This window comes from Aquabacterium sp., from assembly GCF_036279655.1.
Lineage (GTDB): Bacteria > Pseudomonadota > Gammaproteobacteria > Burkholderiales > Burkholderiaceae_C > Aquabacterium.
On the sequence record NZ_DASUIT010000106.1, the window covers coordinates 1 to 11,827 of the forward strand.

At 64.2% G+C, this 11,827-nt stretch carries 11 protein-coding genes; 3 read left to right on the forward strand and 8 right to left on the reverse strand.

The window, feature by feature from the left end:
• Window positions 1–71: 71 nt before the first annotated feature.
• The 8 genes from VFW84_RS12215 to VFW84_RS12250 all read right to left on the reverse strand — a co-directional run bounded on the left by VFW84_RS12215 (window position 72) and on the right by VFW84_RS12250 (window position 8,451).
• The gene (locus VFW84_RS12215) at window positions 72–767 is read right to left on the reverse strand and encodes an ABC transporter ATP-binding protein (protein WP_329680734.1); all 696 of its coding nucleotides are present in this window, start codon (window positions 765–767) and stop codon (window positions 72–74) included.
• Between the two features lie 2 nt (window positions 768–769).
• Window positions 770–1,570, reverse strand: coding sequence for an ABC transporter ATP-binding protein (locus VFW84_RS12220; RefSeq protein ID WP_329680735.1), 801 nt, complete (start codon window positions 1,568–1,570; stop codon window positions 770–772).
• A 10-nt stretch (window positions 1,571–1,580) separates the two neighbouring features.
• On the reverse strand, window positions 1,581–2,873 hold the full coding sequence (locus tag VFW84_RS12225) for a branched-chain amino acid ABC transporter permease (RefSeq protein ID WP_329680736.1): 1,293 nt from the start codon (window positions 2,871–2,873) through the stop codon (window positions 1,581–1,583).
• 5 nt (window positions 2,874–2,878) lie between these two features.
• A complete protein-coding gene (locus VFW84_RS12230; protein ID WP_329680737.1) occupies window positions 2,879–3,904 on the reverse strand; it encodes a branched-chain amino acid ABC transporter permease in 1,026 nt (341 codons plus the stop codon).
• Window positions 3,905–4,110: 206 nt separating this feature from the next.
• A complete protein-coding gene (locus VFW84_RS12235) occupies window positions 4,111–5,343 on the reverse strand; it encodes a branched-chain amino acid ABC transporter substrate-binding protein (RefSeq protein ID WP_329680738.1) in 1,233 nt (410 codons plus the stop codon).
• Between the two features lie 199 nt (window positions 5,344–5,542).
• Window positions 5,543–7,174 (reverse strand): 3-(methylthio)propionyl-CoA ligase, encoded by a 1,632-nt coding sequence (locus VFW84_RS12240; RefSeq protein ID WP_329680739.1) that lies wholly within the window; start codon window positions 7,172–7,174, stop codon window positions 5,543–5,545.
• 80 nt (window positions 7,175–7,254) lie between these two features.
• A complete protein-coding gene (locus VFW84_RS12245; RefSeq protein WP_329680740.1) occupies window positions 7,255–7,989 on the reverse strand; it encodes a nitroreductase in 735 nt (244 codons plus the stop codon).
• A gap of 18 nt (window positions 7,990–8,007) precedes the next feature.
• Window positions 8,008–8,451: a thioesterase family protein gene (locus VFW84_RS12250; RefSeq protein WP_329680741.1), complete on the reverse strand. Its 444-nt coding sequence runs from the start codon at window positions 8,449–8,451 to the stop codon at window positions 8,008–8,010.
• A gap of 87 nt (window positions 8,452–8,538) precedes the next feature.
• Here VFW84_RS12250 and VFW84_RS12255 point away from each other — a divergent pair, with 87 nt between their 5' ends.
• The 3 genes from VFW84_RS12255 to VFW84_RS12265 all read left to right on the forward strand — a co-directional run.
• Window positions 8,539–9,228 (forward strand): TetR/AcrR family transcriptional regulator, encoded by a 690-nt coding sequence (locus VFW84_RS12255; protein WP_329680742.1) that lies wholly within the window; start codon window positions 8,539–8,541, stop codon window positions 9,226–9,228.
• Window positions 9,225–10,361: an efflux RND transporter periplasmic adaptor subunit gene (locus VFW84_RS12260; RefSeq protein ID WP_329680743.1), complete on the forward strand. Its 1,137-nt coding sequence runs from the start codon at window positions 9,225–9,227 to the stop codon at window positions 10,359–10,361. The genes VFW84_RS12255 and VFW84_RS12260 overlap by 4 nt, the downstream gene beginning before the upstream one ends.
• A gap of 18 nt (window positions 10,362–10,379) precedes the next feature.
• A partial coding sequence (locus tag VFW84_RS12265) for an efflux RND transporter permease subunit (protein ID WP_329680744.1) occupies window positions 10,380–11,827 on the forward strand: 1,448 nt, incomplete at its 3' end.

The following is an 11,827-nucleotide window of genomic DNA, read 5'->3' on the forward strand; positions in this document are numbered from 1 at the left end:
ATACCGCCAGGCGGAAGGGGTCATCTCACATCCACCACATCCTCAGCCCGCCAGTGCCGGCGGGCCATCCATCAGACTTCCAGCCATTCCTTACGCACATTGTCATTGGCGCGCAACTCGTCCGGTGTGCCCTGGAACACCACCTGGCCGTGGCCCATGACATAGCAGCGCTGGGAGATGTCCAGTGCGATGGTGAGCTTTTGCTCCACCAGCAGCACGGCCAGCCCGCGGCGCTTGAGTTCCTTGAGGTACTCGGCCACCAGCTCGACGATCTTGGGCGCCAGGCCCTCGGTGGGTTCGTCGATCATGATCAGGTCGGGGTCACCCATCAGGGTGCGGCACAGGGTCAGCATCTGCTGCTCGCCGCCGGAGAGCACGCCCGCCTCGGTGTGCTGGCGCTCCTTGAGCCGGGGGAACATCTGGTACATGTCGTCCAGGCTCCAGCGCTTGGTCTTCTTGCCGGACTGCACACCCAGCAGCAGGTTCTGCTCCACCGTCAGCTTGGGAAAGACGTCGCGGCTCTCGGGCACATAGCCCAGGCCATGGCGGGCGATGTCGTAGGTCTTGTGACCCAGCAGTTCCTGATCGTTCCATTTGACCGATCCGTGGCCATCGACCAGGCCCATGACGGCCTTGATGGAGGTGGAGCGCCCCGAGCCATTGCGGCCCAGCAGGGCCACGATCTCGCCCTGGCGCACTTCCATGTTCACGCCATGCAGCACATGGCTCTTGCCGTAGAAGGCATGAAGGTTCTTGATGGACAGCATGCTCAGACTCCGGCCTCGGCGGCTTGTTGGTCGGCCAGGGTCGAACCCAGGTAGGCCTCCTTGACGCGCTCGTTGGCCCGAACGTTCTCGGGGGTGTCGAAGGCAATGACCTCGCCATAGACCAGCACGGCGATGCGGTCGGCCAGGCCGAACACCACCCCCATGTCGTGTTCCACGGTCAGCAGGGTCTTGCCCACGGTGACCTCGCGGATCAGGTTGACGAAGCGAGCCGTCTCGGACTTGCTCATGCCGGCCGTGGGCTCGTCCAGCAGGACGACATTGCCGCCACCGGCGATGGTCACACCGATCTCCAGGGCTCGCTGCTCGGCATAGGTCAGCGAGGACACCTGGGTGTCACGGCGACGCTCCAGGCGGATCATCTCCAGCACCTGCTCGGTACGCTGGTTGACCTCTTCGCATTGGGCCAGGAAGCGCCAGAATGAGTAGCCCTCGCCCATGGACCACAGCACGGCGCAGCGGATGTTCTCGAACACGCTCAGGCGCGGGAACAGGTTGGAGACCTGAAAGCTGCGCGCCAGCCCACGGCGATTGATGTCATAGGGCTTGTGGTGATCGATGCGCTGGCCATGCAGCAGGATCTCGCCGCTGGACGGCGGCATGCGCCCGCTGATCAGGTTGAACAAGGTGGACTTGCCCGCGCCATTGGGGCCGATGAGCGCCACGCGCTCGCCCTCTTTGACCGACAGGTTCGCACCGCGGATGATTTCGGTCTTGCCGAAGGACTTGCGCACATCGCGCAACTCCAGGGCGATCCCTTGGGCAGATGAATTCGACTGGCTCATGACTTGGCACTCAAAGGGATTCGCGACGACGGATTTCCGCCTCGATGTCTTCCTGGATCTGGCTCCACTGCGCCACGAACTTGCGGCGCGCCACTTCGAACAGGCCGACGCCCGTCAGGGTGATGAAGATCGATCCCACCCAGGCGTCCACACCGTGGGTGTCAAGCTCCACCCCCTGGTAGGTCATGAGGGGGCCCAGCACCTCGTTGAGCTTGATGTGATAGACCATCTCGACCATCACCGACACCCCCAGCAACACGACCAGGGCCGTGCCGGCCAGCGCCAGATACGAGGTCCACAACTTGCGCAGGAAGCCAAAAGACGCCACACGCAGGTTCATGAGGATGAGGCTGGCCACACCACCGGGGGCATACATGACCATCATCAGGAAGATCACGCCCAGGTAGAGCAGCCAGGCCTTGGTCATCTCGTGCAGCAGCACGGTGGCAAAGACCAGCAGCACGGCACCCACGATCGGGCCGAAGAAGAACAGCGCCCCGCCCAGGAAGGTGAACAGCAGGTACAGGCCGGAGTACTCCGGGCCCACGACCTCGGCCGTGACCAGTTCGTCGTTGAGGGCATGCAGGCCACCGCCGATGCCGGCAAAGAAGCCCGCGATCATGAAGGCGATGTAGCGCACACGCTGGGTGTCATAGCCGATGAACTCGACGCGCTCGGGGTTGTCACGCACGGCGTTGAGCATGCGGCCCAGCGGGGTGCGCGTGAAGGCGAACATGGCCACCGTGCAGACAAAGCAGTACAAGGCGATCAGGTAGTAGACCTGGATCTGCGGGCCGAAGGTGATGCCCATGACCGGCTCGCCGATCACCCGGTTGCCCGAGATGCCGCCCTCACCGCCGAAGAACTCGGGCAGCATCAGCGACATCGAGAACACCAGCGCCCCGATGCCCATGGTGATCATGGCAAAGATGGTGCCGGACTTCTTGGTGGTGACCGACCCCAGCACGGCCGCCACCACCAGACCGGTGGCCCCGCCCACGAAGGGGATCAGGCTGACGGGGATGTTCCAGGCCCCGTCAGACACCTTGACCAGGGCATGGATGGCGCCAAAGGCGCCCATGCCCGAGTACACCGCATGCCCGAAGCTGAGCATGCCGCCCTGCCCCAGCAGCATGTTGTAGGACAGGCAGACGATGATGGCGATGCCCATCTTGGACAGCATGGTCAGGGCCAGGCTGCTGGTGAACAGGTGGGGCGCGGCGATCAGGATCAGGGCAAACAGGGTCCAGATCACCCAGCGGCCCAGGTTGATGGGCTTGAAGGAATAAGTGCTTTTTGACATGGCGATCACTCCTCACGGGTGCCCAGCAGACCTTTGGGTCGCAGGATGAGCATGAGAACGAGGAGCAGATAAGGCAGGATGGGCGCCATCTGGGCGACGGTGATCTTGAGCAGCGGGTAGGCCCAGTGCTCGAAGGACACGGGGTTGCCCATGGACTCCATCACGGTGGCCACCGAGACATCGACGATCACGGCGAAGGTCTGGATCAGACCGATCAGCAAGGACGCCAGGAAGGCACCGGCCAGCGAGCCCATACCCCCGACCACCACCACCACGAAGATGATGGCCCCGACCGACGCCGCCATATTGGGCTCGGTCACAAAGGCATTGCCGCCGATGACCCCAGCCAGACCCGCCAGAGCGCAGCCGCCACCGAACACGCCCATCATGACGCGCGGCACGTTGTGCCCCAGGGCCTGGGCCATTTCGGGGTGGGTGAGCGCGGCCTGGATGATCAGGCCGACACGGGTGCGCGTGAGCAGCAACCACAGCGAGCCCAGCATGAACAGGGCCACCAGGGCCATGAACCCGCGATAGGCCGGAAACTGGGTGCAACTGTTGCCGGTATCGGGTGCACACAGCACGGGATCCGCGGCGCCACCCATCATCGTCAAGCCTTGGCCGGCGATGTTCGCCACGGTGAACAAGGTGCCGCTGAGGGCCTCGGGCACACGGTAGTCGACCGTGGAGTTGCCGAAGTACAAGCGCACCATCTGCTCGATCAGATAGGACAGGCCGAAGGTGATGAGCAGCTCGGGCACATGGCCGTAGGCATGCACACGCCGCAGGCTGTAGCGCTCAAAAGCGGCACCCAGGGCACCGACCAGCAAGGGGGCCAGCACCAGCGCGGCGGCAAAACCGACGATGCCCGTGAGCTTGTACGCGAAGTAAGCCCCCAGCATGTAGAAGCTGGCGTGCGCGAAATTGAGCACGCCCATCATGCTGAAGATCAGTGTCAGCCCGGAGCTGAGCATGAACAGCAGCAGCCCGTAGCTGAGACCGTTCAGGAAGAAGACAACAAAGGTTTCCATGGAGAGCGCCTGTGACGCAGCCTTACCCCACCCTGGCCAGCCGAACCCGGCTGCGGCGAGAGAGGGTCCCCCGCCGCGGTGACCGCAGGCGGGGGGGCGCACCAGCTGGGGCTCAGGTCGCTGCGCCACACGACCGACCCGAAAGAGTTGACCCAGCCAGGCGCCAGGTCGGGTCAGGGCCTGTCTGGCCCCTGACCCATGAAGCGTCAGGAAGGACGCTTCATCTGGCACGAGGTCGGTGTGCTCGACACATAGGCGTCATAGGCCTTGACCGGCACGAAGGTCATGCCGGTGCCTTCGACGTCATACGGGTTCTTGGCATCGACCGGAGCCCAGCGGGTCATGAACAGCGGCTGCTGCAACTGGTGATCGGTCTTGCGCATCTCGACTTCGCCATTGAAGGTCTTGAACTTGATGCCCTCCATGGCCTTGGCCACCTTGACTGGGTCCGTCGACTTGGCGGCAGCCATGGCGTTGGACAGCATCACCAGGCCGGAGTACGTGGCCGCCGAGTAGAAGTCGTCGTTGAAGCGCTTCTTGAACTCGTTGACCAGTTGGCCATTGAGACCGCCCAGGTTGTAGTGTCCATAACCGATCTGATAGACACGGCCGTTGGCACCCTTGCCCAGCGCGGTAGGCGTGCCACCGAAGTTGGCGTAGTAGGTGAAGATCTTGGCCGTCAGACCTGCATCCCCTGCGGCCTTGACCAGCAGGGCCAGGTCAGAACCCCAGTTGCCGGTGATCACGGTATCGGCACCCGACGCCTTGATCTTGGCAATGTAGGGGGAGAAGTCACGCACCTGGGCCAGGGGGTGCAGGTCATCACCCACGACCTGGATGTCAGGGCGCTTGCGCTTGAGGTTTTCCTTGGCGTACTTGGACACCTGGTGACCGTGAGCGTAGTTCTGGTTGATCAGGTAGACCTTCTTGACGTCGGCCTGCTCCTTGATGAAGGTGGTCATGGCCTCCATCTTCATGGAGGTGTCGGCGTCCAGACGGAAGTGCCAGTAGCTGCACTTGCTGTTGGTCATGTCGGGGTCCACCGCGGCGTAGTTCACATAGATGAGCTCCTTGCCGGGGTTGCGCTCGTTGTACTTGTTGACGCCGTCCAGCAGGGCCAGACCGGCACCCGAGCCCAGGCCCTGCACCACATAGCGCACGCCCTGGTCGGCCGCGGACTTCAGGGCATTGAGGGTTTCAGCGGGGCTGAGCTTGTTGTCGATGGGGATGATCTGGAACTTGACGCCCGCCGGGTTGGAGGCATTGACCTTCTCGGCCGCGAACTGGAAGCTCTTGACCTGGTTCTGGCCCACGCTGGCCATCAGACCCGACAGCGGGTCGATCCAGGCCACCTTGACGGTTTCGCCCTTCTGGGCAAAGGCTGCCGTGGACAGGGTAGCGGCCACGAGAACGGCCAGGGAACGACGGGTGAAGTGCATCTTTTCTCCTCAACAAAATGGATCGGAACTTCACTAGGTTACCCCCCCTAATCAAGGGGGCAACCCGGGGAATACCCGGGTTTTGACGGTCTTCAAAGCAAACGATTGCATTAAAAATGCAACGTTTTGTCTACCCTCCGGCACAAGGCGCCAGCGGGGCAAAAAAAAGGCGCCCAAGGCGCCTTTTTGATTCAACCCATCAAGCCGTGGGCAGCTTGTGATCCTTGAACTGCTCACGCAGCTTGAGCTTGTAGATCTTGCCGGTGGCGGTGTGAGGAATCTCGTCCACGAACACCACGTCATCGGGGGTCTGCCAGGTCGGGATCTTGCCCTTGTAGAAGGCGATCAGCTCTTCCTTGGTCACCTCGGCGCCGGGCTTCTTGACCACGACGATGAGCGGACGCTCGTCCCACTTGGGGTGGAAGGCCGCAATGGCCGCCGCCTCGTGCACGGCCGGGTGGGCCATCAGCACGTTTTCCAGGTCGATGGAGCTGATCCACTCGCCACCGGACTTGATGACGTCCTTGGAGCGGTCGGTGATCTGCATGTAGCCGTCTTCGTCGATGGTGGCCACGTCACCCGTGGGGAACCAGCCATCGTGCAACGGCGACTTGTCGATGTTGAAGTAGCTGTCGATCACCCAGTGACCACGCACTTCGAGGTCGCCCGAGGTCTTGCCATCCCAGGGCAGCACCTTGCCATCGGCATCGACGATGCGCATGTCGACGCCGAACACCGACTTGCCCTGCTTTTCCAGGACCTTCTGGCGCTCTTCCTTCGTCATGTTCGCATGCTTGGTCTTGAGGCGGCCCAGCGTGCCCAGGGGCGACAACTCGGTCATGCCCCAGGCGTGAACCACTTCGACACCGTAGTCGTTCTCGAAGGTGCGGATCATGGCGGGCGGGCAGGCCGCGCCACCGATCACGGTGCTCTTGAAGGTGCTGAACTTGAGGTTGTTGCTCTTGACGTGGTTGAGCAGGCCCAGCCAGATGGTGGGCACACCGGCGCTGAAGGTCACGCCCTCTTGCTCGAACAGGTTGTACAGCGAGGCGCCATCCAGGTGATGGCCCGGGAAGACCAGCTTGGCGCCGATCAGGGCGGCCGAGTACGGCAGACCCCAGGCGTTGACGTGGAACATGGGCACCACGGGCAGCACCACATCGCGGGCCGACACGTTCATGGCGTCAGGCAAAGCTGCAGCGTACGCATGCAGCACCGAGGAGCGGTGGGAATACAGGGCACCCTTGGGGTTGCCGGTCGTGCCCGAGGTGTAGCACAGGCTGGCGGCGGTGTTCTCGTCGAAGCTGGGCCACTCGTACTGTCCGTCTTCCGCGTCGATCAGGTCTTCGTAGCACAGCAGATTGGTCAGCGCGGTCTCGCGAGGCATGCTCTCGCGGCCGGCCATCAGCACCACATGCTTGAGCGCAGGCAGCGACGGAGCCAGCTTTTCAACCAGAGGGAAGATGTTGATGTCGACGAAGATGACCTTGTCCTGGGCATCGTTGGCGATCCAGGCCACCTGCTGGGGGAACAGACGGGGGTTGATCGTGTGGCAGACCAGTTGGGAGCCGGACACGGCGTAATAGATCTCCAGGTGGCGATAGCCGTTCCAGGCCAGGGTGCCGATGCGGTCGCCCGGCTCACAACCCAGGCGCTTCAAGGCTTGCGCCAGCTTGCGCGAACGGACGTCCACTTCCGCCCAGTTGGTGCGGTGCATATCGCCCTCGACACGCTTGGACACGATCTCGGTGTCGCCGTTGTGACGCGCAGCGTGCGTCAGCAGCGAGGAGATCAGCAGGGGCATATGCATCATTTGGCCCATCAGGCTCATGGGAAACCTCCAGAAAAGCTAGCAGCGGTGAATTCAGACAATGATCGTAGTCTGATATGAAGGACGAAGGTGTCTCGGGTTTACCCGTAAAAGCGAGTGAAAGTGCTCACACTCTCACGCTCGGTCAGCAGCGTGTTCTCGATCGCGCCGGGGTCGGCATGACCCAGGGCCATGCTCGCGACCATCATGTGCTGCGTCGGATCCAGGCCCAGGTGGCCCAGGATGACGCTGTGGAAGCTGTTCCAGGCGGCCTGCGGGCAGGTGTCCAGGCCACGGGCGCGCGCCGCCACCATGATGTTCTGCAGGAACATGCCGTAATCCAGCAGGCTGCCCCGGCCCATGATGGGATGCATGGTGAAGACCAGGCCCACCGGCGCATCGAAGTACATGAAGTTGCGGGCCTGCTGCATCTGCATGCCCATGCGGTTGCTTTTCTCAATGCCCAGCAGGCCGTAGAGATCCCAGCCCACCTTGCGCCGCCGGTCGATGAAGGGCGCGATCCACTCCTTGGGGTAGTAGTCGTACTGCTCGGTGTAGCGCTGGCTGGTGTCGGTGCCCGCAGCGGCACTCAAGACCTTGTCGACCAGGCCCTGGCGGCTGGCGCCGGTGAGCACATGCACCTCCCAGGGCTGGGCATTGGTGCCTGAGGGCGCACGCGCGGCCACGCGCAGGATGTCCTCGATGACATCGCGCGGCACCTCGGTGGGCAGGAAGCGGCGCATCGAGCGCCGCGAGGTGATGGCATGGTCCACCGCCGCCACGCTCTCGGCGGTGACAGGGGGGTCGATGCGAGGTGACGAGGCTGGATGGGTCATGGTCGGGGGCTCACAGTGTCATGAAGGCATCTGCAGGCGCCGCAGGGCCTGCAGGAAGTCATCGGGCAAAGCGGCCACCGGGCGACGGTTCTCGCGGTCCACATACACGTGGACGAAGTGCCCGATGGCGGCCGAGCTCTCCTGCCCCTCCTCGAACAGGCCGATCTCATAGCGCACGCTGCTGCGGCCAATGTGCGCCACCCGGATGCCGGCCTCGACGTTCTTGGGAAACCCCAGAGACGCAAAGTAGTTGCAGTGCGTCTCGATGACCAGGCCGATCACGGCGCCGGCGTGGATGTCGAGCACGCCGGCTTCGATCAGGTAGCGGTTGACCGCCGTGTCGAAGTAGCTGTAGTAGGTCACGTTGTTGACGTGGCCGTAGATGTCGTTGTCCATCCACCGGGTGGTGATGGTGCTCAGGTGGGCGAAAGCCTCGCGGGTCTGGGGGGTGGGTTTGCTCATGGCGCTCCATATTACGGGTTCAGCAGCTTGACCCTGGCCGCCACGGCATGCCAACATTACTGACTCGTGAGTCATTAACGCTTTTCCATGCCCAACGCCCCGGCGGACAGTTCAGCCGACGCCCCTCATGCGCCCCAGCGGCAACGCCGCAAGGCAGCCCGCCCCCAGGAGTTGCTGGAGGCCGCCCTGTCGCAATTCGTGACCAAAGGCCTGGCCGCCACACGCATGGACGACGTGGCCCGGCTGGCGGGCGTCTCCAAGGGAACGTTGTACCTGTACTACGCCAGCAAGGAAGAGCTGTTCAAGGCCGTGGTGCGCGATGCCCTGGGCCTGGTCATCGCCGAGGGCAGCGAGATCGTGGACCGCTGGGAAGACTCCACCGCCGACCTGCTGAACCAGTTGGCCCACACCTGGTGGACCCGCATCGGCGCCTCCAAGGCCTCGGGCATCTTCAAGCTGGTGGTGGCCGAAGTGGGCAACATCCCCGAGCTGGCCAAGTTCTATGTCGAGGAAGTGATCGTGCCCAGCCATGTCCTGCTGGGCCGGGCCGTTCAGCGTGGCATCGATCGCCAGGAGTTCCGCCAGATGGATGTGACCGCTGTGGTGCACGCCCTGGCCGCGACGGCCCAGTTCCTGGCGCTGTATGAGCATTGCGTCGGGAACTGCCCCGACAACCCTTTCCCGCTGGAGCCCGAGACCTTCATGCAGACCCAGATCCAATTGCTGCTGCACGGCCTGCAGATGCCCCCGGGCACCCCATCGAAAGGCACCCCATGAAGCCCGCCACGCGCTGGGCGGTGGCGGGTCTGGTCGGGCTGCTGCTGGTGGGCGGCATCGCCCGCGCCATCCTCCACCGCAAGGCCGAACAGGCCAGCATCACCCAGACCGCACAGTCCACCCAGCGGGGTCAACTGGACGTCACGGCGGCCGACTGGGTCGTGGCCGAGCGCGCGCCTCTGATCCGCACCATTGAACTCTCAGGCAGCATCCGCGCGGTCAACAGCGTGCTCATCAAGGCCCGCGTGAGTGGCGAGCTGCAAAGCCTGACCGTGCGTGAGGGCGATGCCGTGCGTCAAGGTCAGTTGATAGGACGCATCGACGCCCAGGACTACCAGAGCCGGCTGGAGCAGGCCCGCCAGCAGGTGGCCTCCGCCCAGGCCCAGTGGCAGATCGCCCAGCGCGCACTGGACAACAACCAGGCCCTGGTCGCCCAGGGCTTCATCTCCAGGAACGCGTTGGACACCTCGGTGTCCAACGCCGCCGCCGCGCGCGCCAATCTGCAGGCTGCCGAGGCGGCCACCGCCGTGGCCCGCAAGGCCCTGGCGGACACGCAACTGCACAGCCCCATCTCGGGTCTGGTGTCTCAGCAGTTCGTGCAGGCCGGCGAGCGTGTGTCGCCCGATGCCCGCGTGGTCGAGGTGGTGGACCTGTCGCGACTGGAGCTCGAAGCCGCCCTTCAGGCCCAGGACGTGGCCCAGGTGCACGTGGGCACGCCGGGCACCCTGAGCGTGGAGGGCCTGTCGGCCACCCCCATCACTGCCACCGTGGCACGCATCAACCCCAGCGCCGAGCCGGGCACCCGCGCCGTCATGGTCTACCTCACCGTGGCCCCCCACCCGGCCTTGCGCCAGGGTCTGTTTGCGCGTGGGCACCTGGACTTGGGCCGTGTGGACAGCGTGGTCTTGCCGCGTTCGGCCGTGCGCCAAGGCACCTCAGGGGCTTTCGTGCAGATCGTTCGCCAGGGCAAGGTGGTGCACCAGCGCGTGCAACTGGGCGCCGAGGGGGTGCTGGCGCGCTCGCCCGACACGCCCATGGTGGCTGTGACCCAGGGCCTGACGGCCGGGGAACGCGTGCTGCGCGAATCCCTGGGTCTGCTGCGCGAGGGCACGCTCATCGTGTCACCGCGCTGAGCCCGAGGCCTCCCGAACATGTGGTTCACCCGCCTCTCGATCGGCAACCCGGTGCTGGCCACCATGATGATGGCCGCCCTGGTCGTGCTGGGTCTGTATTCCTACCGCCAGCTCAAGGTCGATCAATACCCCGACATCGACTTCCCCACGGTGGCGGTGCAGATGGATTACCCCGGCGCCTCGCCCACCATCGTCGAGTCCGAGGTCACGCGCAAGGTCGAAGAGGCGGTCAACACCATCGCCGGGGTCAACCAGATCTACTCGCGCTCTTACGAGGGCAGCTCGGTGGTAATCGTGCAGTTCAATCTGGACGCCGACAGCCGCCGCGCGGCCGAGGATGTGCGCGAAAAAATCGCCATCCTGCGCCCTGCGCTGCGCGATGAGGTCGAAGAGGCCAGGGTGCTGCGCTTTGATCCGGCCAGCCGCCCCATCGTCTCGCTGGCGCTGACCTCGCCCGATGGGCAGGTGTCCGGCGTGACCTTGTCAACCTATGCCGACCAGGTGCTGCGCAAACGCCTGGAAAACGTGCGCGGCGTGGGGTCAGTCACCCTGGTGGGCGCCACCAAGCGCGAGATCAACATCTACCTGCGCCCACAGGCCCTGGATGCCCTGGGCATCAGCCCGGATCAGGTGCTCACCGCCGTGCGCAATGAGAACCAGGACCAGCCGGCCGGCAGCGTGCGCACACGCGAGCGCGACCGCGTGCTGCAGATCAGTGCCCGATTGCGCACCGTCGAGGATTTCAAGCGCCTGATCATCGTCAACCGCCAGGGCCAGAACATCCGCCTGGGTCAGGTGGCCGAGGTCATCGACGGCCCGCAAGAGGTCGAGAGCCTGGCCCTGATCAACGGTCAGCGCAGCCTGGTGCTGGAGGTGCTCAAGGCCCAGGGCGAGAACACCATCGAGGTCGTGCAGGGGCTGCAGGCGGCCATCGACGGCATCCAGCAGGAGCTGCCCGCAGGCATGACGCTGCAGATGGTGCGCGACAACAGCCGCCCCATTCAGGTGGCCGTCAAGGGCGTGCGCCAGACGCTGATCGAAGGCGCCCTGCTCACGGTGGGCATCGTCTTTCTGTTCCTGAACTCCTGGCGCTCCACGGTGATCACGGGGCTGACGCTGCCGATCTCCATCATCGGCACCTTCTTCTTCATGTACGTGATGGGCTTTTCCATCAACATGATCACGCTGATGGCCATGAGCCTGAGCGTGGGCCTGCTGATCGACGATGCCATCGTCGTGCGCGAGAACATCGTGCGGCACATCCAGATGGACAAGGGCCCGCTGCAGTCGGCCCTGGATGGCACGCGGGAGATCGGCCTGGCCGTGCTGGCCACCACCTTGTCCATCGTGGCGGTGTTCCTGCCCATCGGCTTCATGGGCGGGGCCATCGGCAAGTTCTTCCACGAGTTCGGTCTGACCATCGTGGTGGCGGTGCTGATCTCGATGTTCGTGAGCTTCACGCTCGA

Coding starts and splice junctions, on each gene's coding strand:
- VFW84_RS12235 (WP_329680738.1), bottom strand. CDS start 5,343: ATGCACTTCACCCGTCGTTCCCTGGCCGTTCTCGTGGCCGCTACCCTG.
- VFW84_RS12245 (WP_329680740.1), bottom strand. CDS start 7,989: ATGACCCATCCAGCCTCGTCACCTCGCATCGACCCCCCTGTCACCGCC.
- VFW84_RS12220 (WP_329680735.1), bottom strand. CDS start 1,570: ATGAGCCAGTCGAATTCATCTGCCCAAGGGATCGCCCTGGAGTTGCGC.
- VFW84_RS12240 (WP_329680739.1), bottom strand. CDS start 7,174: ATGAGCCTGATGGGCCAAATGATGCATATGCCCCTGCTGATCTCCTCG.
- VFW84_RS12260 (WP_329680743.1), top strand. CDS start 9,225: ATGAAGCCCGCCACGCGCTGGGCGGTGGCGGGTCTGGTCGGGCTGCTG.
- VFW84_RS12250 (WP_329680741.1), bottom strand. CDS start 8,451: ATGAGCAAACCCACCCCCCAGACCCGCGAGGCTTTCGCCCACCTGAGC.
- VFW84_RS12215 (WP_329680734.1), bottom strand. CDS start 767: ATGCTGTCCATCAAGAACCTTCATGCCTTCTACGGCAAGAGCCATGTG.
- VFW84_RS12225 (WP_329680736.1), bottom strand. CDS start 2,873: ATGTCAAAAAGCACTTATTCCTTCAAGCCCATCAACCTGGGCCGCTGG.
- VFW84_RS12255 (WP_329680742.1), top strand. CDS start 8,539: ATGCCCAACGCCCCGGCGGACAGTTCAGCCGACGCCCCTCATGCGCCC.
- VFW84_RS12230 (WP_329680737.1), bottom strand. CDS start 3,904: ATGGAAACCTTTGTTGTCTTCTTCCTGAACGGTCTCAGCTACGGGCTG.